The sequence below is a fragment of the Delftia sp. ASV31 genome, from assembly GCF_016428765.1.
Classification (GTDB): domain Bacteria; phylum Pseudomonadota; class Gammaproteobacteria; order Burkholderiales; family Burkholderiaceae_C; genus Comamonas; species Comamonas acidovorans.
Genome location: NZ_JAELTK010000002.1, coordinates 17,648 through 43,134, shown reverse-complemented (window position 1 = coordinate 43,134; position 25,487 = coordinate 17,648). Strand labels below are relative to the sequence as shown.

Here is a 25,487-nt window from a genome sequence, read left to right as displayed (position 1 = left end):
CTGCTCACGAGCGGGCTCCTTCATTCTTCTGCAGACGGTTGAGCAGCACCTTGGAGCAGGCCAGCACCACGAAGGTGATGAAGAACAGCACCAGGCCCAGATAGATCAGCGAAGCCTGGTGCAGGCCTTCGCCCGCTTCGGCAAACTCGTTGGCCAGCGCCGAGGTGATGCTGTTGGCAGCCTCGAAGACCGACAGAGAGTTGAGCTGGTTCATGTTGCCGATCACGAAGGTGACGGCCATGGTCTCGCCCAGCGCACGGCCCAGACCCAGCATCACGCCACCGAGCACGCCGGTCTTTGTGTAGGGCAGCACGACCTTCCAGACCACTTCCCAGGTCGTGGAGCCCAGGCCGTAGGCCGACTCCTTGAGCAGGGCCGGCGTGACCTCGAACACATCGCGCATCACCGAGGCGATGAAGGGGATGATCATGATGGCCAGAATGATGCCGGCCGACAGGATGCCGATGCCCACGGGCGGGCCGGACACGAAGGCTTCCAGATAAGGAACGCCCTGAAACAGCTTTTGCAGCGGCTGCTGCACATAGGTGGAGAGCACGGGACCGAAGACCATCAGGCCCCACATGCCGTAGACGATGGAGGGCACGGCGGCCAGCAGCTCGACGGCGGTGCCCAGCGGGCGCTTGAGCCAGGCGGGCGACAGCTCGGTGAGGAACAGGGCGATGCCAAAGCTCACGGGCACCGCAATCAGCAACGCGATGGCCGAAGTGGCCAGCGTGCCGTAAATCATGACCAGGCCGCCATATTCGTTGCGAACGGGGTCCCAGACGCTGCGGCCCAGAAAGCTCAGGCCGTATTCATAGATGGCGGGCCAGGCGCCGACCAGCAGCGAAGCCAGGATGGCCAGCAGCAGGCCCAGCGTCAGCAGCGCGGCCAGACGCGCGAGAGCGCCAAACAAGCGATCCGCCACGCGCCCCGACAGCATCGGGGGGCGTAGCGGAGAAGGTGTGCGTCGCTGGGAAGCCTGTGCAGAGGCGGCCAGCGAGTTCGAGGGCGACGTTGTGGACACGTGAGGCGCCTTTATTCGCGGTTTGTGGGGAGATCAGGGGGGCCATGATGCACCTGCCGGCGGTGCGCCACGGCCCCTTTTCAGGGTTTACTTCAGGGAAATCGCGGTACCCGAGGCATCCTTGACTTGACCCCAGGATTGGAAGATCACGTTCTTGACGGCGTCAGGCATGGGCACGTAGTCCAGGTCGGTGGCGGTCTTGTCGCCGGACTTGTAGGCCCACTCGAAGAACTTCAGCGAGGCAGCGGCCTGTGCGGGCTTGTCCTGGGCCTTGTGCATGATGATGAACGTGGCCGAGGTGATGGGCCATGCATCCTTGCCGGGCTGGTTAGTCAGGATCTGGTAGAAGCTCTTGGCCCAGTCGGCACCGGCGGCAGCGGCCTTGAAGGTGGCGTCGTCGGGCGACACGAAGGCACCGCCAGCGGTCTGCAGCTGTGTGTAGGTCAGCTTGTTTTGCTTGACATAGGCGTACTCGACGTAGCCGATGGAGTTGGGCAGGCGGCCCACGAAGGCGGCCACGCCTTCATTGCCCTTGCCGCCGGCACCTGTGGGCCAGTTCACGGCCTTGCCTTCGCCAACCTTTTCCTTCCACTCGGCATTGACCTTGGACAGGTAGTTCGTGAAGCCGAAGGTGGTGCCCGAGCCGTCAGCACGGCGCACGGGAGCGATGGTGGCATCAGGCAGGGTCACGCCGGGGTTCAGGGCCTTGATGGCCTCGTCGTTCCACTTGGTGATCTTGCCCAGGTAGATGTCGCCCAGCACCTGGCCGGTCAGCTTGAGCTGGCCGGGCTGGATGCCCTTGATGTTGACCACGGGCACGATGCCGCCGATCACGGTGGGGAATTGCACCAGGCCCTTCTTGGCCAGTTCGTCGTCCTTGAGCGGCTCGTCCGAAGCACCGAAGTCCACGGTCTTGGCTTCGATCTGCTTGATGCCGGCGCTGGAGCCCACGGACTGGTAGTTGATCTTCACGCCGGTGGCCTTGTGGTAATCGGCGGCCCACTTCGAGTACAGCGGCGCAGGGAAGCTGGCGCCGGCGCCGGTGGCTTCCTGCTGGGCCAGGGCCTGGCCCATACCGCCCGCAGACAGAGCACCAGCCACCAGAATGTGAATCACAGACAACTTCATGTACAGACCTCTTAGGGGTTGAAAGATGCGATGGCTGGACTGTAAGAAGGCTTTGTGACATTGATGTGACACGAAGAAAAGGCGTCACAAATGCTGGGCCATAGTCTGTAAGACCCAGGTCATCGCGGTGTCACAATTCCGTCTTAGTCTTGTGCCTCGCACGAGCCGGCACCAGACAAGCGCAGCCCTGCCACCCGGCACCGCTGCGCACTCCTGCTCGACGAATCTTGATTGGCGTTTCTTTCATGGCACCAGAATCCCTGCTCGCCGCCGTTGACCTCGGATCCAACAGCTTTCGCCTGGAAATAGGCCGCGTCGGCAGCCACCAGCGCATAGAGCGCGTGGAATATCTCAAGGAGACCGTGCGCCAGGGCAATGGGCTCAACGAGCACCATGAGCTGACCGACGAGGCCATGCAACGCGGCTGGGACTGCCTGGCACGCTTTGGCGAGCGCCTGGCCGGCTTTCCTGCCGACCAGGTCCGCGCCGTGGCCACACAAACCCTGCGGGAGGCCCGCAACCGCGATGTCTTCATCGCACGCGGCAGCGCCCTGCTGGGCTTTCCCATCGAGGTCATCTCGGGCGAGGAGGAAGCCCGGCTGATCTATCGCGGCGTCTCCAGCCTGTTGCCACCCTCGCAGCAGCGGCGCCTGGTGGTGGACATTGGCGGCCGCTCGACCGAAGTCATCATCGGCCAGCATGGCGAGGCGCGCCAGGTGGCCTCCTACCCCATAGGCAGCGTCGCCTGGAGCACGCAGTTCTTTGGCGAAGGCACGCTGTCGCGCGCACATTTCTCGGCCGCCATCAAGGCTGCGCAGGCGGCCCTCACCCAGACCGTCTCGGCCTACCCGGCCACTGCATGGGACTGCGCCTATGCCTCGTCGGGCACGGCCAACGCCGTGGGCGACATCCTGGCTGCCAACGGATATTCCGGCGGGCTGATCACGCCCGACAGCCTGCGCTGGCTGCATGAGCAGCTGATGGAGGCCGGCCATGTGGACCGCATCCGGCTGGCCGGACTCAAGGAAGACCGCCGCGCCGTCATCGCCGGAGGCCTGAGCATCCTGATTGCGGCCCTGGGCCTGCTGGGCATCAATGAACTGGAAGTCGCCCAGGGCGCGCTGCGCCAGGGCGTTTTGCACGACCTGCTGGAGCACGAGCCCCCCGCCGACCGCGAGGCAGCCGAAATTGCCGCGCTGCAGCAGGACTTCGGCATTGACGCCCCGCATGCGCTGCGCGTGCGCAAGGTGGCACGCTGGGCCTGGCAATCGCTGCACGCGCAACAACCGCCCGATGCCCTGTCCACGCATGCACTGGACACGGCTGCCAGCCTGCACGAGATCGGCATGCGCATCTCCCTGAGCGCCTACCACCGGCACGGCGCCTACATCACCGAGCACTGCGGTGCCGCGACATGGCCTGTGGAGCTGCGCGCGCGCATCACCCAGCTCGTGCTCGGCCACCAGGGCAAGCTGCGCAAGCTGGAAGCCGCCATCGAGGACCAGGCCGTGGCCTGGCCCTTGCTCGCACTGCGGCTGGCCGTGCAGCTGTGCCATGCCCGGCGAGACCCCGATCTGCAGGGCATGCGCCTGCATCGCTCGGACAGCGTCTTTCACCTGACCGTGCCGGAAGGCTGGGCCAAAAGCTATCCCCAGTCCGCCCAGCTGCTGCGCACCGAGGCCGTGGCATGGCAGAAGACGCCCTGGACCTTGCAGCTGCATCTGCACTGAGCACGGCCACCCGCTTCGGCTTGCGCCGGGATGGCGCGGGGGGGCCGGCCGTGACGCAGCTCAGACCTGGGGCCCGTAGCGCTCCATCAAGGCGCGCTGCGCACCCAGGCCCGTGGTCGGATAGGGTGCACGCTGGTAGGCACCATTGGCCTCCAGGGTCCAGGCATCGCGGTTGTCATACAGGCCAGCGACCAGGCATTCGTCTATCACCTGCTGGCGCAGCACGGGGTCGCGCACGGGCCAGGCCAGTTCCACCCGGCGCATCATGTTGCGGTTCATCCAGTCGGCGCTGGACAGCAGCAGTTCCTCCTGCTTGCCCCAAGCAAAGTAGAAGACGCGCGAGTGCTCCAGGAAACGGCCGATGATGGAGCGCACGCGGATGTTGTCGGTCCAGCCCTTGCGCTGCGGCGGCAGCATGCAGGCACTGCGCACGATGAGATCGATGCGCGCGCCCTGCTGGCCGGCACGCACCAGGGCCTGCATGAGCAGCTCGTCGGTCAGCGCATTCATCTTGAGCACGATGCGCGCCTCTTCGCCGCGCTGCGCCGCCTCGCCCACCTGGTTGATCAGCGCCAGCATGCGGTCGTGCAGCTGGAACGGCGCAATCACCAGCTGGTGCAGCTTGGGCAGGCGGTTGTGGCTGGACAGGTGGCTGAATACGGCATCCATGTCGGCCGTGATCTGCGAATCGCAGGTCAGCTGGCTGATGTCCGTGTACAGGCGCGCCGTGCGCACGTTGTAATTGCCGGTGGACAGGTGTCCATAGCGCTTGAGCTGCCCGCTGCGCTTTTCGCGGCGCGTGATCAGCAGCATCTTGGCGTGCGTCTTCAGGCCCAGCACGCCGTAGACCACCTGGGCGCCCAGCGCCTCCAGCTTCTCGGCGGAGTTGATGTTGGCCTCTTCGTCAAAGCGGGCCTTGAGCTCCAGCACGGCCAGCACCTCCTTGCCGCGGCGCACGGCCTCGGCCAGCAGCTGCATGATTTCGGAGTCGGACCCGGTGCGGTAGATGGTCTGCTTGATGGCCAGCACCTCGGGGTCGTTGACGGCCTCGCGCAGCAGCTCCAGCACGCCGTCGAAGCTCTCGAAAGGCTGGTGGATCAGCACATCACGCTTGCGGATCTGGGCCATCACCGAGCGGCCCGGCTGCAGCTGGCGCGGCCATGCCGGCCGCCACGGCGGGAACAGCAGCGCGGGGTCATCGACCAGATCGACCAGCTGCGACTGGCGCACCAGGTTCACGGGCCCCTTGACGCGGAACAATGCCTCGGTCGGCAGGCCGAACTGGCCCAGCAGCAGGTCGGACAACATGGGCGAGCAGGCAAAGGACACCTCCAGCCGCACGGCCTGGCCGTAGTGGCGGTGGTGCAGGCCCTGGCGCAGCGCCATGCGCAGGTCGCTGACATCGTCCTCATCCACCGCTAGGTCCGAATGGCGGGTGACGCGGAATTGCGCGAACTCCGCCACCTCACGCCCCGGGAACAGCTCGACCAGATGGGCGCGCACGATGCTGGAGATGCTCACGAACAGGCGCTGCTTGCCCGCGATCTTCTCCGGCAGGCGCACCAGGCGAGGCAAGGCGCGCGGGACCTTGACGATGGCCACCTCGTTGGCGCGGCCGAAGGCATCGACACCCTTGAGGCGCACGATGAAGTTCAGCGCCTTGTTGGCCACCTGGGGAAATGGATGGGATGGGTCCAGGCCCACCGGCATGAGCAGGGGCTGGACTTCGCGCAGAAAGTATTCGCGCACCCATTTGCGCTGGGCGCTGCTGCGCTCGCCATGGGAGACCACGCGTATGCCCTGCCCCGCAAAGGCAGGAATCAGCGATTGGTTGTACAGCGTGTACTGGCGCAATACCAGCTCATGCGCCTTGTCCATGAGCGAGCGAAAGCTCTGCAGCGTATACAGGCCCTTGGCGTCGCCGGCCTTGGCCGCCGTCACATGGGGGGCGCAGCGCACCTCGAACCATTCGTCGAGATTGGAAGAGACGATGCACAGGTAGCGCAGCCGCTCCAGCAGCGGCACATCCTCGCGCACGGCCCAGTCCAGCACGCGTTCGTTGAACGCCAGGATGCAATGGTCGCGGTCCAGAAACTGTTGTTGCTGCTGTTGCTGTTGCACTTCACCGCTTTCGGCTGTGGCGTACAGGCCAGTGTATGCCGCAGCGGCCAGCCCCGCAGCAGAGACCGGGGCAGACGCCGGCATCGCCTGGCCCTGCAATTCCAGCAGGGCGGTGGAAAGGCTTTTGGCCAGGGGCATCATCGGGACATTCAAGGGTGCAGAGACGGGTATGGGCGCTGTCTCGCGGGCCATGCCCAGCGAGGCCGGCCCTGCGGGCATGGTGGTGCGCAGCCCCTGTTCATGTTCTGGTTCGGCAGGCGCGGCAGAGGCGCTGGCGGGAATCGGCGTGAATGTCTGGGGCATGGATGCAGGGGCCCGGCCTGTGCAGGACCCGGTAGTCACCCCGTGGACCGGGGATTCGGGCAGTCTGCCCCGGGTTTGTGACATGTTCATGACATAAATCCAGTCCACGCATGACACCTGTCATACAAGCGACTCCCGGCAAGGAATGGCTGCGCTGGCGCTGTCATGCAAAGGTCATGACCAGGACACGCAGCCACGAGGGCCACGCTGTATCGCCAGGGTGCTAAGCTCACTGCCATCCCCCTGGATGGCGTTGGCTGCTGCAAACCTGCCGCAGCCGTGTCGTCGTCCGCCTTTCGCGCATGCCCTCTTCCAATCCCCCCGAAAGCCGCCTGGCCGCCATCGACATTGGCTCCAACAGCTGCCTGCTGGCCATGGCCCGCAGCGACGGCGCAAAGGTACAGCTGTTCAGCCACCGCAAGGAAGCCATACGCCTGGGCAGCGCCCTGGACGCACAGGGAGCCCTGAGCCTGGAGGCCATGCAGCGTGGCTGGGCCTGCCTGGAGCGCTATGCGCAGGTGCTGGGCGACCTGCCCCGCCACCGCGTTCGTGCCGTGGCCACGCAGACGCTGAGAGAGGCATCGAACCGACAGGTCTTCCTGGACGAGGGCCAGCGCATCCTGGGCTGCTCCATCGAAGTCATCGACGGCGAGGAAGAAGCACGCCTGATCTATCGCGGCGTCGCCCAGTTGCTCCCACCCGGTCCCCAGCGGCGGCTGGTGGTGGACATCGGTGGCCGATCGACCGAGCTGTGCCTTGGCCAGCAGCGGCAGGTGCTGCAGGCACGCTCCTTCGCCTTCGGCAGCGTGACCTGGGCATTGCGCCACTTTCCCGATGGAGAGCTGTCGGCCAAGGCACTGTCCCAGGCCGAAGCGGCGGTGGCCGACATCATTGCGCCCGAAGCCGCGCGGTTTGCCGCCGGGCAGTGGAGCCATGCCTATGGGTCCTCGGGCACGGCCGGTGCCATCGTCAAGGTGCTGGCCCATGCACCTAATGGCACGGCCGGCTGGATCACGCGGCAGGGACTGGACTGGCTGCAGGCGCAGTTGCTGCGTGCAGGGCATGTCAGCCGCGTGAACATGGACGGGCTCAAGGAAGAACTGCGTCCCATGATCGGCGGCGGCATGAGCGTGATGCGGGCGATCTTCTCCAGCCTGGGCATCGAGCGCATGCGCGTGACGCATGGCGCCCTGCGGCATGGCGTGCTGTATGAGCTGGCTGATCGGCTGGATGCCGAAGCCTCCGGAAAACACAGGCGCAGGCAAGTGGCACCCGGCCCATGACGTCCCATGACGGCGCAGGCCTGCTTGCGTCAGGGAAGGCCGATGGAGTGTTTTTCACACAAGTGCTACACTTTGTAAGCTTCCCACCCTCCCTCCATAACCGCCCCACCGTTTCGCCATGTCCGCGCCGACGATTGCGTACGACCCTGTACTCGAACGTCCGTCTTCGATGATGGCGGCGTCCCTGCAACGCAGCCTGCGCGAGCAGCAGGCCCTGCTCGACAATGCCGGCGTCGGCATCGTCTTCATTCGCCAACGCGTCATCGTCCGCTGCAACCAGTGCTACGCAGACATCTTCGGCTACGCGGGCGAGCATGCGCTGGTGGGCATCAACAGCGAACATCTGCATCCCAGCCGCGATGAGCTGCGCAGCCTGGGACGCGAGGCCTACCGCACGCTGAGCGCCGGCCTGTCCTTTCGCACGCAGCGCCGCCTGCGCCGCAAGGACGGCAGCCTGTTCTGGGGAGAGCTCACGGGGCGGCTCATCAATCCGGGCGATGCGCGCGAGGGATCGATCTGGATCGTGAGCGATATCGACGACCGCCTGCGTGCCCAGCAGGCCCTGAGCCAGGCCCACGAACTGCTGGAGCAGCAGGTGCGCGACCGCACACGCGAACTCAGCGCCACGGTGGAGAACCTGCACCGGGAGATTGCCGACCGCAAGCTGGACCAGGAACGCATCTACTGGATGGCGCACTACGACGCGCTCACCGGCCTGCCCAACCGCACGCTGCTGGCCGAGCGCAGTGCCCGCGCCATCGAGCTGGCCAAGGCCAACGACACGCCGCTGGCCGTGATGTTCCTGGACCTGGACCACTTCAAGCATGTCAATGATTCGCTGGGCCATCGCGTGGGCGATGCCCTGCTGGTGGAGATTGCCCGCCGCCTGCGTGCCGTCGTGCGCGACCGCGATACGGTGGCCCGCATCGGCGGCGACGAATTCGTGCTGCTGCTGCCCGGCGCCAATGCCCAGGGCGCGGCCCGCGTGGCCGGCAAGCTGCAGGAGGCGTCGCGCCAGGCCTACCAGATCGACCGCCATGAGCTGACCATTGCGCCGTCCATGGGCATTGCGCTGTACCCGCGCGACGGCCACGACATCGACTCGCTGACCCAGGCCGCCGACGCGGCCATGTACCACGCCAAGCAGGCCGGCCGCAACACCTACCGCTTCTTCACGCCGCAGATGCAGGCCCAGTCCCTGCGCGCCCTGCAGCTGGAGAACGCGCTGCGCCGGGCGCTGGAGCGCAATCAGCTGTATCTGCACTATCAGCCGCAGATCACGCTGAGCACGGGCCGCGTGCGCAGCGTGGAGGCGCTGCTGCGCTGGGAGCACCCGGAACTGGGCTCGGTCTCACCGGCCGAGTTCATTCCCGTGGCCGAGGACAGCGGCCAGATCCTGCAGATCGGCGAATGGGTGCTGCGCAGCGCCATGCAGCAGTTGCAGGTCTGGCGCAATGCGGGCCTGTGCGACCTGAAGGTGGCCGTGAATCTCTCGGCCATCCAGTTCCATCAGCAGCAACTGCCCGAGATCATCAACCGCATCCTGCTCGACAGCGACCTGCCGGCCGATTCTCTGGAGCTGGAGCTGACCGAGGGCGTGGCCATCCATGATCCGCGCCAGGCGACAGCCACCATGGACCGGCTGCGCGAGCACGGCGTGCGCCTGGCCATGGATGACTTCGGCACCGGCTATTCATCCCTGAGCCAGCTCAAGCGCTTTCAGATCTACAAGCTCAAGATCGACCAGTCCTTCATCCAGGACCTGGACCACGACAGCAACGACCGCGCCATTGTCAGCGCCATCATCCGCATGGCCCAGGCCCTGGGCATGCAGACCACGGCCGAGGGCGTGGAGACCGAGGCACAGCTGGAGTTCCTGCGCGAGCAAGGCTGCGATGAGGCCCAGGGCTACCATTTCAGCCGCCCGCTGGCACCAGAGGCGCTGGAGTCCTTCTTGCGCAGCCAGGGCTGACCGGGCCGCATCACCGCGCGCATCGCATCACCTCGTGCACCGGAATCCAGACAAAAAAGCCGAGGCATGAAGCCTCGGCCTTCCATGCACAGGAGCGCGCAGCCGCTCAGGCAACCGGCGAATTCTTGGCCACGCTGGCCAGGCGCTCGGCACAGCGGCTGGCCTGATCGCCATCGCGCGCCTCCACCATCACGCGCAGCAAAGGCTCGGTGCCGCTGGCGCGGATGAGCACACGGCCCGTATCGCCCAGCTCGGCCTTGACGGCCTCGGTGGCCTCTTCCAACTGGGTGTTGCGCTTCCAGTCCTGGCCCGGCTGCAGCCGCACGTTGAGCAGCACCTGGGGAAACAGCTGCACTGACGACAGCCACTGCGACAGGCTCTTGCCCGAGCGCACGCAGGCCTGCAGCACCTGCAGCGCGCTGACCAGGCCGTCGCCCGTGGTGTGCTTGTCCAGCGCCAACAAATGGCCCGAGCCCTCACCGCCCAGGGTCCAGCCCTGGCGGTGCAGCTCCTCCAGCACATAGCGGTCGCCGACCTTGGCACGCACAAAGCCCACGCCCTGGGACTTCAGCGCCACCTCCACGGCCATATTGGTCATCAGCGTGCCCACGGCGCCCGGCACGGCCTCGCCGCGCGCCAGCCGGTCGGCTGCCAGCAGATACAGCAGCTCGTCGCCGTTGTAGAGCCGCCCTGCGGCATCGACCAGCAGCAGCCGGTCGGCATCGCCATCCAGCGCCACGCCGAAATCGGCCTTGTTGGCACGCACGGCCAGCACCAGGGCCTCGGGGTGCGTGGCACCCACGTCTTCGTTGATGTTCAGTCCATCGGGTGCACAGCCAATGGCCACCACATCGGCCCCCAGTTCATGGAAGACCTTGGGGGCGATCTGGTAGGCCGCGCCATGGGCCGCATCGACGACGATCTTCACGCCCTTGAGCGTGAGCGCGTGGTCAAAGGTGCTCTTGCAAAATTCGATGTAGCGGCCCGCCGCGTCCTCAAGGCGCCGCGCCTTGCCCAGCGCAGCGGAGTCGGCCCAGACAGGCTCCTCGGCCAGCGCCTGCTCGACTTCTTCCTCCCAGGCATCGGGCAGCTTGGTGCCCTGTGCACTGAAGAACTTGATGCCGTTGTCGTAGTAAGGGTTGTGGCTGGCGCTGATGACCACGCCCAGGCTGGCGCGCTGGGCGCGCGTCAGGTAGGCCACGCCCGGGGTGGGCAGGGGACCGAGCAGCATCACGTCCACGCCGGCCGAGTTGAAACCGGACTCCAGGGCACTTTCCAGCATGTAGCCCGAGATCCGGGTGTCCTTGCCGATCAGCACCATCGGGCGGGCTTCCTTGCGCCGCAGCACACGGCCCACGGCGTGCGCCAGGCGCAGCGCGAAGTCGGGGGTGATGGGCGATCGGCCCACCAGGCCGCGAATTCCATCGGTACCAAAATATGTGCGTGCCATAGTGCTCCTTTGTTGTTCAGTTGTTGTCGTGCATGGTCTGCCAGACCGTCAATGCCGCCACCGTATCGGCCACGTCGTGCACGCGCACCACGCGCGCGCCCCGCTCCACCGCCAGCAGAGCCGCCGCCACACTGGGCACCATGCGCTGGCCCTGCGCAAGGCCACTGACCTGCCCAAGCGAGCCCTTGCGCGACCAGCCCGCCAGCAGCGGAAAGTCTAGGCCCAGCAATTCCTGCTGGCGCGCAAGCAGCGAAAAATTCTGTGCCACGCTTTTGCCGAAGCCGATGCCGTAGTCCCAGACAATGCGCTCGCGCGCCACGCCCCGAGCCAGCAGGGCATCGCTGTGCAACTGCAGGAAATCGCGCACGGCGGGCAAGGCATCGCCTTGCATGGGCGTGGTCTGCATGTCCTGCGGCGTGCCATGCATGTGCATGAGACAGATGCCGCAGCGCGGGTGCGCGGCCACCACCTGCTGCGCGTCCGGCTGGCGCAGCGCCCAGATGTCGTTGACGATGTCGGCCCCCAGATCCAGCACGGCCTGCATGACCTCGGGCTTGTAGGTATCGACGGAGACAGGCACGCCCAGTTGCACCGCGCCCTGCACCACGGGCAGCACGCGCCGCAATTCCTCGTCCAGCGGCACGGCTGGTGACCCGGGCCTGGTGGACTCGCCGCCGATGTCGAGGATGTGCGCGCCTTCACCGACCAGCTGCTCTGCATGCCGCAAGGCCCGCTCCACCGTGTTGTGCCGCCCGCCGTCGGAAAACGAATCGGGCGTCACATTGACGATGCCCATGACCAGTGGACGCTGAAGGTCTAGAACAAAGCGAGAAGTCTGCCATTGATGCGGCATGGGGTTTCCTGAAGGTAGGCGCTTGCCGGACCTGGTCCCTCGCTCGGCCACCGCTGCGGGCGATTGAGCACATCCTGCAAGCAAAGCAAAAGGGCCCCTCGGGGCCCTTTGCATGGGATTGACAGATTCTGCGGCAAGCAGATCAAGCCGTGGTAGGCGCAGGGTCGGCATCCACTGCCGGCGTGCCGCCGGACGAGTTGCCGCCGCCGGACGAAGGCGGGTTGCGCGGCACCCAGTCCTTGGGAGGACGCGGCTCGCGGCCGGCCATGATGTCATCGAGTTGCTCGGCGTCGATGGTTTCCCAGTCGAGCATGGCCTTGGCCATGGCGTGCATCTTGTCGGAGTTGTCCTCGATCAGCTTGCGCGCCAGTCCGTACTGCTCGTCGATGATGCGGCGAACCTCCTGGTCCACCTTCTGCATCGTCTGCTCGCTCATGCTGTTGGTCTTGCTCATCGAGCGGCCCAGGAAAGGCTCGCCTTCCTGCTCCGCATAGACCATGGGACCCAGCGCGTCGGTCATGCCGTAGCGCGTGACCATGTCGCGTGCGATCTGCGTGGCCCGCTCGAAGTCGTTGCTCGCGCCCGTGGTCATCTGGTTCATGAACACTTCTTCGGCAATGCGTCCACCGAACAGCATGGCGATCTGGTTGAGCATGAACTCCTTGTCATAGGAGTAGCGGTCCTTTTCGGGCAGGCTCATGGTCACGCCCAGCGCACGGCCGCGCGGGATGATGGTGACCTTGTGCACGGGATCGCACTTGGGCAGGAGCTTGCCGATCAGCGCATGGCCCGCCTCGTGGTAGGCCGTGTTGCGGCGCTCTTCCTCGGGCATGACCATGCTCTTGCGCTCGGGGCCCATGATGATCTTGTCCTTGGCCTTCTCGAAATCCTGCATCTCCACGGTACGCGCATTGCGGCGCGCGGCCATCAGGGCTGCTTCGTTGCAAAGGTTGGCTAGATCGGCGCCCGACATACCGGGCGTGCCGCGGGCGATCACGCCCGGATTCACGTCCTGGCCGACAGGAATCTTGCGCATATGCACATTGAGGATCTGCTCGCGGCCGCGGATGTCGGGCAGCGTCACATACACCTGGCGGTCGAAACGGCCGGGGCGCAGCAGCGCCGCATCCAGGATGTCGGGACGGTTGGTTGCAGCCACGACGATAACGCCGAGGTTGGTCTCGAAGCCGTCCATCTCGACCAGCATCTGGTTCAGGGTCTGTTCACGCTCATCGTTGCCACCGCCCAGGCCTGCGCCCCGCTGGCGGCCCACGGCGTCGATTTCATCGATGAAGATGATGCAGGGTGCATTCTTCTTGGCGTTCTCGAACATGTCGCGCACACGGGCAGCGCCCACGCCCACGAACATTTCCACGAAGTCGGAGCCCGAGATGCTGAAGAACGGGACCTTGGCCTCGCCCGCAATGGACTTGGCCAGCAGCGTCTTGCCGGTACCCGGAGGCCCGACCAGCAGCAGGCCACGCGGAATGCGGCCGCCGAGCTTCTGGAATTTGTTGGGGTCCTTCAGGAAGTCCACGACTTCCTTGACCTCTTCCTTGGCTTCGTCGCAGCCTGCAACGTCGGCAAAGGTCACGGTGTTGTTGTTCTCGTCCAGCATGCGCGCCTTGCTCTTGCCGAAGCTGAAAGCACCGCCCTTGCCGCCGCCTTGCATCTGGCGCATGAAGTACACCCACACGCCGATCAACAGCAGCATGGGGCCCCAGCTGACGAGCAGGGTCATCAGGACCGAGCCTTCTTCGCGGGGCTTGACGTCGAACTTGACGTTGTTGTTGATCAGGTCACCCACGAGCCCGCGATCCAGGTAGGTGGCTGTAGTGCGCACCTTGCGGTCATCGTTGGTCGTAGCCACGATCTCGGTGCCGCCGGGGCTTTCCTGGATGGTGGCGCTCTTGATGCGGTTGCTTCGCACCTCTTCCAGGAACTCGGAGTAACCGACATGGGACGCGCCAGCGCCGCCACGGGTGTCAAATTGTTTGAACACCGTAAACAGCACCATGGCGATGACCAGCCAGACGGCAATTTTTGAAAACCACTGATTGTTCAAGCGGGGCTCCAATGGGGATACAGATAAAACGACTTCCAGCGTGCTCGAAGCGTATTTGCGGTTCATTTTAGGTGTTTCAAGCTGGCTGGTCGCCTATATCCCTCTATAGCAGCCATAGCTTGAATGCGGTCTTGACCCGCGTCAGGGCCGCGCCGGGCGGCTGTGCAGGGCTACCTGAGCCCCATGCCCACCAGAAACGTCTCTGAAGACTTGTCACGCGAGGACTTGGGCTTGATCGGCTTGACCACCTTGAAGGTCTGCCGGAACAGCGCCACCAGGTCGTCGTAGGCCCCGCCGTGGAAGAGTTTCACGACCAAGGCCCCTTCAGGTTTCATATGGTGGATGGAAAAATCAACCGCCAGCTCCACCAGCAGCGCAATGCGCGCCGCATCCGTCGTACCGTTGCCCGACAGGTTGGGAGCCATGTCGGAGACCACCACATCGGCCTTGCCGCCGCCCAGCGCTTCCTGCAGCTGCGCCAGCACCGGCTCCTCGCGAAAATCGCCCAGAATGAACTGCACGCCCTCGATGGGCTCCATGGGCAGCAGATCCAGCGAGATGATCCGGCCATTGAGCGCGCCCACCGCCGCGCCTTCCGGCGACAGGCAGCGGCGCACATACTGGCTCCACGCCCCTGGCGTAGAGCCCAGATCCACCACCGTGGCACCCGGCCGGATGAGCTTGAGCTGCTCGTCTATCTCCTTGAGTTTGTAGGCCGCGCGAGCGCGGTAGCCGTCCTTCTGGGCGGCTTTGACGTAAGGATCGTTGACGTGGCTGTTGAGCCAAGCCTTGTTGACCTTCTTGCTTTTTGTGTTGACTTTCATGCTGGATTCTTTCAGCCTCGATAATACGGCCATGCCCCAAATTCAATTGACTCCCGCCGAGCGCCGGGAACACCGCGCCAACGCACACCACCTGGACCCCGTGGTCCTCATCGGAGGTGACGGCCTGACGGCTGCCGTGCAAAAGGAGGTCAACGCCGGCCTTAACGCACATGGCCTGATCAAGGTCCGTGTCTTCAACGACGACCGCGCCGCACGCGAGCAGATGTATCTGCAGCTGTGCGACGAACTTGGCGCTGCACCCATTCAACACATCGGCAAGCTGCTGGTGCTCTGGCGCCCCATGCCAGAAAAGGAAAAAGCCGTCGACGAGAACCGCATGCCCGGTCCTCGCGATGTCAAGCTGCTCAAGTTCAGCAAGCGCTCCGGCCAAAAGCCCGAGGTCAAGCAGATCCGCGTGCTGGGCAACCAGCGCCTGACGGCAGGTGGCCAGGTCAAGCGCGCCAAGCCCAAGCAGAAGTCGGTCAAGAAGCGCCAGGCAGACTGAGTCCGCCGCATCCATGACCGTAGCATCCCATGCCGCCAGCGTGGCCCAGGCCGCGCAACCGCCCTCCGCCTCCCCCTCTGCGCAGCAGCGCTTCGTGATCTGCATGAAGTGGGGCAAGAAGTACGGTCCGGAGTATGTCAACAGGCTCTACGCCATGGTGCGTCGGCATCTGAAGGGCGATTTTCGCCTTGTCTGCCTGACCGATGACGGCGTGGGGATTCGTGACGAAGTCGAATGCCTGCCCATTCCGCCGCTGAACCTGCCAGCCGGCATTCCCGAGCGCGGCTGGAACAAGCTGGCCACCTTCAGTGCCGACCTGCATGGCCTGCGCGGCACGGCGCTGTTTCTTGACGTGGACGTGGTCATCACCGGGCCGCTGGACGATTTTTTCACCGAGCCCGGCGAATTCCTGATCATCCACGACTACAAGCGTCCCTGGCGCATCACGGGCAATTCCTCGGTGTACCGCTTCGAGCTGGGTGCCCACCCCGAGGTACTGGACTACTTCCGCACGCATTTCGAAGAGATCCGCAGCAGCTTCCGTAACGAACAGGCCTACCTGTCCGACATGCTGCACAAGCAGGGCAAGCTCAAGTACTGGCCGCAGGCCTGGTGCCCCAGCTTCAAGTACCACTGCATTCCCGCATGGCCGACAAACTATTGGAAGCCGCCCTTCGTGCCGGAGGGTGCACGCGTGGTGATCTTCCACGGAGAATGCAACCCGCCTGACGCGTTGGCCGGCCGGCGCAATCGGCGCTTTCGCTATATCCGGCCTGCCACCTGGGTGGCCGAGCACTGGCACGAGTGAGCAGCTCGACCCACAAAAAAACGCCCGCGCTTGCGGGCGTTTTCGTTTGGGATGGTGCCGAACCGGCAGGACCGGGCTCAGGCCGTGGCCTCGGCTTTCACTTGAGACGGACTGCCTATGCGCCACAGCACGACGAGCGCACACAGCCACTGCAGCGCATACATCACCGTGCCCACGCTGTGCCACAGCTTGAGGTTGTCGCGTGCCACGATGCGCGGCGACACGCCGTACTGGACCAGAAATGCCAGCAGCATGCCTGCGATCACAAAGCCCAGACAGGCCTTGGCCCAGGGCTGCAAGACCTGCTCCTTGTTGCGCCGGGACAGGACCAGCAGCACGGCCGCGCAGGCGATGGACACCCAGGTCTGCGCGGCAAACAGCTTGGCTGCCATGAAGCCCGCGACAGCCGGCGTGGGCAATTGGGCGAACAGCATGGGCACGGCCATGAAGCCGATGGCCGACAGACTGCCCCACCACAGGGCAGCAGCCAGCAGGGGAACGCGTTCGTACAGGTTGCTCATGGGCTTAGGCCTTCCTCAATGATCGAGGCACAGGCGCTGACGCATCAGAGGTAGCGCACCGACACCACTTCATAGCGGCGCTCGCCGCCCGGTGCCTGCACGACGGCGGTATCGCCCTCTTCCTTGCCGATCAGCGCGCGCGCGATGGGGCTGGAGACGTTGATCAGGCCCAGCTTGAGGTCGGCCTCGTCCTCGCCGACGATCTGGTACTTGACCGTGTCGCCGCTGTCTTCATCCTCGAGCTCCACCGTTGCACCGAAGACCACGCGGCCACCGGCATCCACGGAAGAGGGATCGATGATCTGGGCAGCCGACAGCTTGCTCTCGACCTCGGCAATGCGGCCTTCGATGAAGCCCTGGCGGTCCTTGGCGGCCTCGTATTCGGCGTTTTCGCTCAGGTCGCCCTGAGCACGTGCCTCGGCGATGGCCTGGATGATGGAGGGACGCTCCACGGTTTTCAGGCGGTGCAGTTCGTCCTTGAGCTTCTCGGCTCCGCGCTTGGTGATGGGAATGGTGGCCATTGAAAAGTCTCCATGTTCAGCGAACGCCGCGCGCTGCGCGGTTTCTTTGGTACAGGCGGGCCGGCGACTTTGCGGCTGGACCTGCACCCCAAAAGCAAACCGCCGCACGTTGCCGCGCGGCGGTTTCATCGAATGATTCGTTCCATTATGCCGTGTTTACCCACCCGAAATGGTGGGATAACCCGGCGGCACTGTCGGACAGTGCCGCTCGCTGCGCGCCATCAAAAAACAGGCGCAGCGGCAATGGAAGGATCTCAGGCAGCCTGCAGTTGGGCGTGCAATTCCTGGACCGAGTGCACGTCCATGTTGCCCATGGACTTCATGCCTTCGACGGCAGCTTCTGCACCGAAGATGGTCGTGAAGGTGGTCACACGCGCCAGCAGGGCGCTGGTACGGATGGCACGCGAGTCGGCGATGGCGTTGCGGCGCTCCTCCACCGTGTTGATGACCATGGCGATCTCGCCGTTCTTGATCATGTCCACGATGTGGGGGCGGCCCTCGGTCACCTTGTTGACGAGCTGCACCTCGATGCCGGCCTCGGAGATGGCCGCTGCCGTGCCGCGCGTGGCGCACAGCACGAAGCCCATCGCTGCCAGTTCCTTGGCCACGGCCACGGCACGCGGCTTGTCGGCGTTCTTCACGGTCAGGAAAACCTTGCCCTGGGTCGGCAGCGTGACGCCGGCGCCCAGTTGGCTCTTGACGAAGGCTTCGCCAAAGGTCTTGCCCACGCCCATGACTTCGCCAGTGGACTTCATCTCTGGGCCGAGGATGGTGTCCACGCCAGGGAACTTCACGAACGGGAAGACGGCTTCCTTGACGCTGAAGTACGGCGGCGTGACTTCCTTGGTGATGCCCTGCTGGGCCAGCGTGTCGCCGGCCATGCAGCGTGCAGCCACCTTGGCCAGCTGGATGCCGGTCGCCTTGGAGACGAAGGGCACGGTGCGCGAGGCGCGCGGGTTGACTTCCAGCACGTAGATCACGTCGCCGTCGGCCGTTTCCTTGATGGCGAACTGCACGTTCATCAGGCCGACCACGCTCAGCGCGTTGGCCATGGCGGCAGTCTGGCGCTTGATCTCGGCCACGGTCTCGGGCTTGAGGTAGTAAGGCGGCAGCGAGCAGGCGGAATCGCCCGAATGCACGCCAGCCTGCTCGATGTGCTCCATCACGCCGCCGATGAAGACGGCGCCTTCGCGGTCGCGCACGCAGTCCACATCGCACTCGATGGCGTTGGACAGGAAGTGGTCCAGCAGCACGGGCGAGTCGTTGCTGACCTTGACGGCTTCGCGCATGTAGCGCTCCAGGTCGCGCTGCTCGTGCACGATTTCCATGGCACGGCCACCCAGCACGTAGCTGGGACGCACGACCAGGGGGTAGCCCAGGCCGGCCGCCTTTTCCAGCGCTTCGGGCTCGGTACGGGCCGTGGCATTGGGCGGCTGGCGCAGGCCCAGCTCATGCAGCAGCTTCTGGAAGCGCTCGCGGTCTTCGGCCGCGTCGATCATGTCGGGCGTGGTGCCGATGATGGGCACGCCTTCCTTTTCAAGACCCAGGGCGAGCTTCAGGGGCGTCTGGCCGCCGTACTGCACGATGACGCCAACAGGCTTTTCGACAGCCACGACTTCGAGCACGTCTTCCAGCGTCAGCGGCTCGAAGTACAGGCGGTCCGACGTGTCGTAGTCGGTGGACACGGTCTCGGGGTTGCAGTTGACCATGATGGTTTCATAGCCGTCCTCGCGCATGGCGAGCGCAGCATGCACGCAGCAGTAGTCGAACTCGATGCCCTGGCCGATGCGGTTCGGGCCACCGCCCAGCACCATGATCTTTTTCTTGTTCGTCGGCTCGGCTTCGCACTCCTCGTCATAGGTGGAGTACATGTAGGCCGTGTCGGTGGCGAACTCGGCAGCGCAGGTGTCCACACGCTTGAACACGGGGCGCACGCCCAGTGCCTTGCGGGCCTCGCGCACGGCCTTTTCATTGCTGTGCAGCAGCTTGGCCAGGCGACGGTCGGAGAAGCCCTTTTGCTTGAGCGTGCGCAGCGTGGTGGCGTCCAGTGCGGCCAGCGCGGCATCGCCCTTTTCCTCGTAGACCTGGTCCAGCTCGAGTTCGATCTTCACGATCTCTTCGATCTGCACGAGGAACCACTTGTCGATCTTGGTGATGTTGTGCACCTCGTCCAGCGTCCAGCCGGCAGCGAAGGCATCGCCCACATACCAGATGCGGTCCGGACCTGGCTCGCCGAGTTCCTTTTCGAGGATTTCGCGGTCCTGGGTCTTTTCGTTCATGCCGTCCACGCCGACTTCCAGGCCGCGCAGCGCCTTCTGGAAGGACTCCTGGAAGGTACGGCCAATGGCCATGACCTCGCCCACGGACTTCATCTGCGTGGTCAGGCGGTTGTCGGCAGCGGGGAACTTCTCGAACGCGAAACGCGGGATCTTGGTGACCACGTAGTCGATCGAGGGCTCGAACGACGCAGGCGTCTTGCCGCCCGTGATGTCGTTCTTGAGTTCGTCCAGCGTGTAGCCCACGGCCAGCTTGGCAGCGACCTTGGCGATGGGGAAGCCCGTGGCCTTGGAGGCCAGCGCCGAGGAACGCGACACGCGCGGGTTCATCTCGATGACGATCATGCGGCCGTCCTTCGGATTCACCGAGAACTGCACGTTGGAGCCGCCCGTGTCCACACCGATCTCGCGCAGCACCGCCAGCGAGGCGTTGCGCATGATCTGGTATTCCTTGTCGGTCAGCGTCTGCGCGGGTGCCACGGTGATCGAGTCGCCGGTGTGCACGCCCATGGGGTCCAGGTTCTCGATGGAGCAGATGATGATGCAGTTGTCCGCCTTGTCGCGGACGACTTCCATTTCGTACTCCTTCCAGCCGAGCAGCGATTCCTCGATCAGCAGCTCATTGGTCGGGGACGCTTCCAGGCCGCGCTTGCAGATGGTCTCGAACTCTTCGGGGTTGTAGGCAATGCCGCCGCCCGTGCCGCCCAGCGTGAAGCTGGGGCGGATGACGGTGGGAAAGCCCATTTCCTTTTGCACGGCCCAGGCTTCGTCCATCGAATGGGCGATGCCCGAGCGCGCCGAACCCAGGCCGATGCGCGTCATCGCATCCTTGAACTTGAGGCGGTCCTCGGCCTTGTCGATGGCCTCGGGAGTTGCGCCGATCAGCTCGACCTTGTACTTGTGCAGCACGCCGTTGCGCCACAGGTCCAGCGCGCAGTTCAGCGCGGTCTGGCCGCCCATGGTCGGCAGGATGGCGTCGGGACGCTCCTTGGCGATGATCTTCTCGACCGTCTGCCAGGTGATGGGCTCGATGTAGGTGACGTCGGCCGTGGCCGGGTCGGTCATGATCGTGGCAGGGTTGCTGTTGATCAGGATGACCTTGTAGCCCTCTTCGCGCAACGCCTTGCAGGCCTGCACGCCGGAGTAGTCAAACTCGCAGGCCTGGCCGATGACGATGGGACCGGCGCCAATGATCAGAATGCTTTTGAGGTCGGTGCGCTTAGGCATTTTTGTGTTTCTCCATCAGCGCCGTGAAGCGGTCAAACAGGTAGGCGATATCGTGCGGGCCGGGCGAAGCCTCGGGGTGGCCCTGGAAGCAGAACGCAGGCTTGTCCTTGTGCTCAAGGCCTTGCAGCGTGCCGTCGAACAGGCTGATGTGCGTGGCGCGCAGCGTGTCGGGCAGGGACTCCATCTCCACGGCAAAACCGTGGTTCTGGCTGGTGATGCTGACCCGGCCGTTGTCCAGGTCCTTGACGGGATGGTTGGCGCCGTGGTGGCTGTTGGCCATCTTGAAGGTCTTGGCGCCGGCGGCCAGGGCCATGATCTGGTGACCCAGGCAGATGCCGAAGACGGGCTTGCCGGACTCCACCAGCTCCTTGGTGGCGGCAATGGCGTAGTCGCAGGGCTCCGGGTCACCAGGGCCGTTGGACAGGAAAACGCCGTCGGGGTTGAGTGCCAGCACATCCTTGGCGGGCGTCTTGGCCGGCACCACGGTCAGCTTGCAGCCGCGCTCGGCCAGCATGCGCAGGATGTTGAACTTCACGCCGAAGTCATAGGCCACCACATGGAAACGCGGGGCCTGCTGCTGGCCGTAGCCTTCGCCCAGCTTCCACTCGGTTTCCGTCCATTCGTACTGTTGGGCGGCGCTCACCACCTGGGCCAGATCCAGGCCCTTCATGCTGGGGGCCGCCTTGGCCGCAGCCAGTGCCTCGTCGATGCGCGCCTGGGTCACTTCTTCGCCAGCGGCCAAACCGACGATGGCGCCGTTTTGTGCGCCCTTGTCGCGCAGCAGCCGTGTGAGCTTGCGCGTGTCGATGTTGGCAATCGCCACCGTGCCGCTGCGCGTGAGGTAGTCGGGCAGGGTCTCGGACTTGCGGAAGTTGCTGGCCAGCAGCGGAAGGTTCTTGATGATCAGGCCCGCCGCATGGACCTTGCCAGCCTCGACATCCTCTGCGTTGACGCCGTAGTTGCCGATGTGCGGATACGTGAGCGTCACGATCTGCTGGCAGTAGCTGGGGTCGGTGAGGATTTCCTGGTAGCCGGTGATTGCCGTGTTGAAAACGACTTCACCAACCGTGGTGCCTTGCGCACCGATCGAGTTGCCAACAAAGACCGTGCCGTCTGCGAGCGCCAGGATGGCGGATGGGAATGCTCCCTTGAGAGACAAAAGCACTGGGTTCTCCGGTTCTAATTACGGTTACGCCCAGCGTGCCGCACGGACGGATCCGGGCGGGTTATAGCTTGTCTGCAGGGGGTGGCGAGGAAGCGTCGCTAGGCGTAGTGTGGAATGCTTGAAAGCCGCCCATTATAGGCTGGTCGTGCTTCAGCCTCCTGACAGGAGGCGGGATTACCCTTGACGTGAGCCGGCACTCACGCTGCTTGCGTGCAGGCATATCGCCGCTGCAGCAGCCACGTTCAGCGACTCCTCACCGCCCGGCTGGCCGATGCGCACATGCTGCGCTGCCCGCTGCATCAGCGCCTCGCCAACGCCCTGCCCTTCATGGCCCATGGCCCAGGCACAAGGCCAGGGCAGCGCGGCATTTTGGATCAGTTCGCCCTGATGGGAACTGGTCACGATCAGGGGCAAGCCAAGCGCATCCAGGTCTTCGGGCGAGGCCGACTCGACCAGTTGCAGACCGAAATGCGCCCCCATGCCGGCGCGCAGCACCTTCTGGCTCCACAGCGCAGCCGTGCCCTTCAGGGCCACGATCTGGCTGAAACCGAAGGCAGCGGCACTGCGCAGGATGGAGCCCACGTTGCCTGCGTCCTGCACGCGATCCAACACCACCGTGGCCACGCCGGCACGGATGACCGCCGATGCCTGCCAGTCCATCAGAAAACCGATGCGCGCCGGGGACTCCAGGCCGCTGACTTCGGCAAACAGGGCATCCGCCAGCACCACGCACTTGCCCGCGCCCTGCAACCATTCCAGCGGCACCAGCGGCCAGAAGGATTCAGCCACCACGGCCACGGAGGGCTGCATGCCACGCGCCAGCGCGGCACGGCACAGATGGTCTCCCTCCAGCCAGACGCGCGCTTGCTTGCGGTAGGCCCCACTGTCCTGGACAAGCCTGCGCAAATCCTTGACCAGGACGTTGTCACGGGACTGGATCAATGTGGCGGCGGGTTGTCGGCTCATGGTGAGGCTTTCGGGCAAAGGGAACAGCGCGCCACGGGCGCAGAAAGAAACGGCAAGGCGCTCAGGCCGACAGCAGCAAGGCTTGCGCGCCCTGCGCCGCAGCTGCCACGCGGGCAGCGGCCAGAGGCTCGGCCATGCGGGCAATGCTCACGACATGGGCCACCGGCGCGAAGGTTCGCCGGTGCTCCTCGCAGGCACCGTGCAGGCGCAGCGCCGCAAGGTGGGCCGCCGTGCCGTAGCCCTTGTGGCCGTCGAAGCCGTATTCCGGATATTGCTCATGCAGCCGTTCGCACCAGCGGTCACGCGTGACCTTGGCCAGAATGGAGGCGGCCGAGATGGCCTGCACCAGCGAGTCCCCCTTGACGATGGCCTCGGCCTGCACATCCAGCACGGGCAGCTGGTTGCCATCCACCAGCACGAGCACCGGCTTCAGGCGCAGGCCCAGCACCGCGCGGCGCATGGCCAGCAGCGTGGCCTGCAGGATGTTCAGGCGATCAATCTCTTCGACCGAGGCCTCGGCAATGCTGCAGCACAGCGCCTTGGCACGGATCTCGTCATAGAGTGCCTCGCGGCGCGCAGCCGTGAGCTTCTTGGAATCGTTCAGGCCCTCGATGGGATTGAGATCGTCAAGAATGACAGCAGCGGCCACGACAGGGCCGGCCAACGGGCCGCGGCCCGCTTCGTCCACGCCCGCAACCAACCCCGGCGGATGCCAGGGCAGGCACGCCTGTTCAGGCGGCAGTGGGGGCAATGATTTTCTCGATCGCATGGGCGGCCAGTTCGGCAGTATCGCGCCGCAATTCATGGTGCAGCGCTGTGAAGCGCTGTACCAGCGCCTCGACGGTTGAAGGGGAATGTTCGCACGCCTGCAGCCATTGCAGCACAGCCGCGCTCAGCGCCTGGGGCGTTGCCGCATCCTGGATCAGCTCGGGCACGACGAAATCGCCGCACAGGATGTTGGGCAGGCCCACCCAGGGCTGCAACTGCTTGCCACGCATCAGGCGCCAGCTCCAGGGGTGCATGTTGTAGCCAATCACCATGGGACGCTTGTACAACGCGGCTTCCAGCGTAGCCGTGCCGCTGGCGATCAACGTCACGTCGCAGGCTGCCAATGCATCATGGGACTGGCCGCGCACGATGTGCAGCGACGAGGCCATGCCGGACTCCTGGGCAATGCGCCGCAACTCGTCCAGTTGCGAAGGCACGGCAGGCACTACTATTTTAATAGCTGGCAGCGCCTTCCGGACCAAAGCTGCAGCCTGAAAGAAACGGGCTGCAAGATAGCGGATTTCGGAGCGTCGGCTGCCGGGCAGCACGGCCAGCACCAGACCATCTTCCGGCAGACCCAGCCGACGGCGCGCGGCGGCACGGTCGGGCTGCAGCGGAATCACGCTGGCCAGGGGATGGCCCACGTAGGTGGCATCTATGCCGTGACGGGCCAGCAACTCGGGCTCGAAGGGAAAGATGCACAGCACATGGTCGGCCGCACGCCGGATTTTCTCGACGCGATCGGCACGCCAGGCCCAGATCGAGGGGCAGACGAAATGCACGGTCTTGATGCCCGCAGCCCGCAGATCGGCCTCCAGGCCCAGGTTGAAGTCGGGCGCATCGATGCCGACAAAAACGGCTGGCGGCTGCTTGAGCAGGCGCTGGCGCAACTGCCGGCGGATGTTCAGAATCTCGGCCAGCCGGCGAAACACTTCCCAGCTGTAGCCATGCACGGCCAGCCGCTCGCAGGACCACCATGCCTCAAAACCGCGCTGCTGCATTTGGGGCCCGCCGATGCCAAAGGCCGAAGCCTCGGGCCAGCGGGCCTGCAGCCCACCCAGGAGCAAGGACGCCAGCAGGTCGCCTGAGGTTTCCCCGGCGACCATGGCAATCGATGGACTCAGGCGCGCCAATGGCGCCGCGTTCTCTGTCATGCCGTCCTTTCGCGCGCCGGATCAGCGCGCAATGCCCCGGGTCGAAGCGGCCAGAAAATCCAGCATCAGCGATACATCGGCAGCGGCCTCGGGCTGCTCGCCAGCCAGCGCTCCAATGGCGTCGCGCGCGGCCTCCAGGGTCAGCCCCTGGCGATACAGCAGACGGTGCATCTGCTTGATGGCCTGGATACGCTGCGGCCCGAATCCGCGCCGGCGCAGGCCTTCGATATTGAAGCCACGCACGGCCAGGGGATTGCCATCAACCATCATGAAGGGCGGCACATCCTGCGAGATATGGCTGGCAAAGCCCGCCATGGCATGGGCGCCCACCTTGGTGAACTGGTGCACGCCCGTCAGGCCGCCTAGGATCACATGGTCGCCCACATGCACGTGGCCGGCCAGGGTGGCATTGTTGGCCAGGATGGTGTGGCTGCCCACGACGCAGTCGTGGGCCACATGCACATAGGCCATGATCCAGTTGTCGTCGCCGATGGCCGTGACACCCTGGTCCTGCACGGTGCCGGTGTTGAAGGTACAGAACTCGCGCACCGTGTTGCGGTCACCGATGACAAGCCGCGTGGGCTCGCCTGCGTACTTCTTGTCCTGAGGCTGCGCGCCCAGGGACGCGAACTGGAAAATCCGGTTGTCGCAACCAATGCGGGTATGGCCTTCGACAACGCAATGCGCGCCAATCGTGGTGCCGGCGCCGATTTCCACATGCGGCCCGATGACGGCATAGGGGCCGACCGACACCGATGAATCCAGCTGTGCAGCGGAATCTATCAGTGCCGTGGGATGGATGCGTTCAATGCCAGCCATG

At 65.0% G+C, this 25,487-nt stretch carries 20 protein-coding genes; 5 read left to right on the top strand and 15 right to left on the bottom strand.

Annotated elements, in window-relative coordinates; all coding sequences use genetic code 11:
- Window positions 1–4: 4 nt before the first annotated feature.
- Both pstC and pstS read right to left on the bottom strand, forming a co-directional pair.
- Window positions 5–943, bottom strand: coding sequence for a phosphate ABC transporter permease subunit PstC (pstC, locus tag JHD82_RS01080; RefSeq protein ID WP_012206716.1), 939 nt, complete (start codon window positions 941–943; stop codon window positions 5–7).
- A 171-nt stretch (window positions 944–1,114) separates the two neighbouring features.
- Window positions 1,115–2,155, bottom strand: a complete 1,041-nt coding sequence (pstS, locus tag JHD82_RS01075; RefSeq protein WP_012206717.1) for a phosphate ABC transporter substrate-binding protein PstS — start codon at window positions 2,153–2,155, stop codon at window positions 1,115–1,117.
- A gap of 245 nt (window positions 2,156–2,400) precedes the next feature.
- On the opposite strand from pstS, the gene JHD82_RS01070 reads away from it, so the two are divergent.
- Entirely contained in the window at window positions 2,401–3,885 is a 1,485-nt protein-coding gene (locus JHD82_RS01070; RefSeq protein ID WP_065346082.1) for a Ppx/GppA phosphatase family protein, read from the top strand.
- Between the two features lie 60 nt (window positions 3,886–3,945).
- On the opposite strand, the gene ppk1 is transcribed toward JHD82_RS01070, so the two are convergent.
- The gene (gene ppk1, locus JHD82_RS01065; RefSeq protein WP_199135155.1) at window positions 3,946–6,399 is read right to left on the bottom strand and encodes a polyphosphate kinase 1; all 2,454 of its coding nucleotides are present in this window, start codon (window positions 6,397–6,399) and stop codon (window positions 3,946–3,948) included.
- 212 nt (window positions 6,400–6,611) lie between these two features.
- On the opposite strand from ppk1, the gene JHD82_RS01060 reads away from it, so the two are divergent.
- Window positions 6,612–7,592 (top strand): Ppx/GppA family phosphatase, encoded by a 981-nt coding sequence (locus JHD82_RS01060; protein WP_199135154.1) that lies wholly within the window; start codon window positions 6,612–6,614, stop codon window positions 7,590–7,592.
- A gap of 118 nt (window positions 7,593–7,710) precedes the next feature.
- On the top strand, window positions 7,711–9,564 hold the full coding sequence (locus JHD82_RS01055) for an EAL domain-containing protein (protein ID WP_034396146.1): 1,854 nt from the start codon (window positions 7,711–7,713) through the stop codon (window positions 9,562–9,564).
- 106 nt (window positions 9,565–9,670) lie between these two features.
- Here the strand turns inward: JHD82_RS01055 and glmM are convergent, their stop codons facing one another.
- The 4 genes from glmM to JHD82_RS01035 all read right to left on the bottom strand — a co-directional run bounded on the left by glmM (window position 9,671) and on the right by JHD82_RS01035 (window position 14,756).
- Complete coding sequence (gene glmM, locus JHD82_RS01050) at window positions 9,671–11,014, bottom strand: phosphoglucosamine mutase (protein WP_199135153.1); 1,344 nt, start codon at window positions 11,012–11,014, stop codon at window positions 9,671–9,673.
- A gap of 16 nt (window positions 11,015–11,030) precedes the next feature.
- Window positions 11,031–11,867 (bottom strand): dihydropteroate synthase, encoded by an 837-nt coding sequence (gene folP / locus JHD82_RS01045; RefSeq protein WP_199135152.1) that lies wholly within the window; start codon window positions 11,865–11,867, stop codon window positions 11,031–11,033.
- A 142-nt stretch (window positions 11,868–12,009) separates the two neighbouring features.
- A complete protein-coding gene (gene ftsH / locus JHD82_RS01040; RefSeq protein ID WP_012206724.1) occupies window positions 12,010–13,932 on the bottom strand; it encodes an ATP-dependent zinc metalloprotease FtsH in 1,923 nt (640 codons plus the stop codon).
- Between the two features lie 170 nt (window positions 13,933–14,102).
- Window positions 14,103–14,756, bottom strand: coding sequence for an RlmE family RNA methyltransferase (locus JHD82_RS01035; RefSeq protein ID WP_013801463.1), 654 nt, complete (start codon window positions 14,754–14,756; stop codon window positions 14,103–14,105).
- A 31-nt stretch (window positions 14,757–14,787) separates the two neighbouring features.
- On the opposite strand from JHD82_RS01035, the gene JHD82_RS01030 reads away from it, so the two are divergent.
- The gene (locus JHD82_RS01030) at window positions 14,788–15,261 is read left to right on the top strand and encodes a YhbY family RNA-binding protein (protein ID WP_013801462.1); all 474 of its coding nucleotides are present in this window, start codon (window positions 14,788–14,790) and stop codon (window positions 15,259–15,261) included.
- Window positions 15,262–15,274: 13 nt separating this feature from the next.
- The gene (locus JHD82_RS01025; protein WP_180319075.1) at window positions 15,275–16,069 is read left to right on the top strand and encodes a glycosyltransferase; all 795 of its coding nucleotides are present in this window, start codon (window positions 15,275–15,277) and stop codon (window positions 16,067–16,069) included.
- A gap of 77 nt (window positions 16,070–16,146) precedes the next feature.
- On the opposite strand, the gene JHD82_RS01020 is transcribed toward JHD82_RS01025, so the two are convergent.
- From JHD82_RS01020 to lpxA, 8 genes are all read right to left on the bottom strand, one after another.
- Complete coding sequence (locus tag JHD82_RS01020) at window positions 16,147–16,590, bottom strand: DUF4149 domain-containing protein (protein ID WP_199135151.1); 444 nt, start codon at window positions 16,588–16,590, stop codon at window positions 16,147–16,149.
- A gap of 44 nt (window positions 16,591–16,634) precedes the next feature.
- Window positions 16,635–17,111, bottom strand: a complete 477-nt coding sequence (gene greA / locus JHD82_RS01015) for a transcription elongation factor GreA (protein WP_012206729.1) — start codon at window positions 17,109–17,111, stop codon at window positions 16,635–16,637.
- Window positions 17,112–17,365: 254 nt separating this feature from the next.
- On the bottom strand, window positions 17,366–20,614 hold the full coding sequence (gene carB, locus JHD82_RS01010; RefSeq protein WP_034396158.1) for a carbamoyl-phosphate synthase large subunit: 3,249 nt from the start codon (window positions 20,612–20,614) through the stop codon (window positions 17,366–17,368).
- The gene (gene carA / locus JHD82_RS01005) at window positions 20,607–21,779 is read right to left on the bottom strand and encodes a glutamine-hydrolyzing carbamoyl-phosphate synthase small subunit (protein WP_016447475.1); all 1,173 of its coding nucleotides are present in this window, start codon (window positions 21,777–21,779) and stop codon (window positions 20,607–20,609) included. Before carA ends, carB begins: the two co-directional genes overlap by 8 nt.
- A 174-nt stretch (window positions 21,780–21,953) precedes the next feature.
- Window positions 21,954–22,745 (bottom strand): RNA methyltransferase, encoded by a 792-nt coding sequence (locus JHD82_RS01000; RefSeq protein WP_199135150.1) that lies wholly within the window; start codon window positions 22,743–22,745, stop codon window positions 21,954–21,956.
- Between the two features lie 61 nt (window positions 22,746–22,806).
- Window positions 22,807–23,514 carry a ribonuclease HII gene (rnhB, locus tag JHD82_RS00995; RefSeq protein WP_012206733.1) on the bottom strand — a complete coding sequence of 236 codons (708 nt, stop codon included), beginning with the start codon at window positions 23,512–23,514 and terminating at the stop codon, window positions 22,807–22,809.
- The gene (lpxB, locus tag JHD82_RS00990; RefSeq protein WP_199135149.1) at window positions 23,477–24,667 is read right to left on the bottom strand and encodes a lipid-A-disaccharide synthase; all 1,191 of its coding nucleotides are present in this window, start codon (window positions 24,665–24,667) and stop codon (window positions 23,477–23,479) included. Before lpxB ends, rnhB begins: the two co-directional genes overlap by 38 nt.
- 21 nt (window positions 24,668–24,688) lie before the next feature.
- The gene (gene lpxA / locus JHD82_RS00985; RefSeq protein ID WP_199135148.1) at window positions 24,689–25,486 is read right to left on the bottom strand and encodes an acyl-ACP--UDP-N-acetylglucosamine O-acyltransferase; all 798 of its coding nucleotides are present in this window, start codon (window positions 25,484–25,486) and stop codon (window positions 24,689–24,691) included.
- Between the last annotated feature and the right edge of the window lies 1 nt (window position 25,487).

Excerpts from the sequence above, each read along its gene's own strand:
- pstC (WP_012206716.1), bottom strand. The coding sequence starts at position 943 with ATGCTGTCGGGGCGCGTGGCGGATCGCTTGTTTGGCGCTCTCGCGCGT.
- pstS (WP_012206717.1), bottom strand. The coding sequence starts at position 2,155 with ATGAAGTTGTCTGTGATTCACATTCTGGTGGCTGGTGCTCTGTCTGCG.
- JHD82_RS01070 (WP_065346082.1), top strand. The coding sequence starts at position 2,401 with ATGGCACCAGAATCCCTGCTCGCCGCCGTTGACCTCGGATCCAACAGC.
- ppk1 (WP_199135155.1), bottom strand. The coding sequence starts at position 6,399 with ATGAACATGTCACAAACCCGGGGCAGACTGCCCGAATCCCCGGTCCAC.
- JHD82_RS01060 (WP_199135154.1), top strand. The coding sequence starts at position 6,612 with ATGCCCTCTTCCAATCCCCCCGAAAGCCGCCTGGCCGCCATCGACATT.
- JHD82_RS01055 (WP_034396146.1), top strand. The coding sequence starts at position 7,711 with ATGTCCGCGCCGACGATTGCGTACGACCCTGTACTCGAACGTCCGTCT.
- glmM (WP_199135153.1), bottom strand. The coding sequence starts at position 11,014 with ATGGCACGCACATATTTTGGTACCGATGGAATTCGCGGCCTGGTGGGC.
- folP (WP_199135152.1), bottom strand. The coding sequence starts at position 11,867 with ATGCCGCATCAATGGCAGACTTCTCGCTTTGTTCTAGACCTTCAGCGT.
- JHD82_RS01035 (WP_013801463.1), bottom strand. The coding sequence starts at position 14,756 with ATGAAAGTCAACACAAAAAGCAAGAAGGTCAACAAGGCTTGGCTCAAC.
- JHD82_RS01030 (WP_013801462.1), top strand. The coding sequence starts at position 14,788 with ATGCCCCAAATTCAATTGACTCCCGCCGAGCGCCGGGAACACCGCGCC.
- JHD82_RS01025 (WP_180319075.1), top strand. The coding sequence starts at position 15,275 with ATGACCGTAGCATCCCATGCCGCCAGCGTGGCCCAGGCCGCGCAACCG.
- JHD82_RS01020 (WP_199135151.1), bottom strand. The coding sequence starts at position 16,590 with ATGAGCAACCTGTACGAACGCGTTCCCCTGCTGGCTGCTGCCCTGTGG.
- greA (WP_012206729.1), bottom strand. The coding sequence starts at position 17,111 with ATGGCCACCATTCCCATCACCAAGCGCGGAGCCGAGAAGCTCAAGGAC.
- carB (WP_034396158.1), bottom strand. The coding sequence starts at position 20,614 with ATGCCTAAGCGCACCGACCTCAAAAGCATTCTGATCATTGGCGCCGGT.
- JHD82_RS01000 (WP_199135150.1), bottom strand. The coding sequence starts at position 22,745 with ATGAGCCGACAACCCGCCGCCACATTGATCCAGTCCCGTGACAACGTC.
- rnhB (WP_012206733.1), bottom strand. The coding sequence starts at position 23,514 with ATGCGATCGAGAAAATCATTGCCCCCACTGCCGCCTGAACAGGCGTGC.
- lpxB (WP_199135149.1), bottom strand. The coding sequence starts at position 24,667 with ATGACAGAGAACGCGGCGCCATTGGCGCGCCTGAGTCCATCGATTGCC.
- lpxA (WP_199135148.1), bottom strand. The coding sequence starts at position 25,486 with ATGGCTGGCATTGAACGCATCCATCCCACGGCACTGATAGATTCCGCT.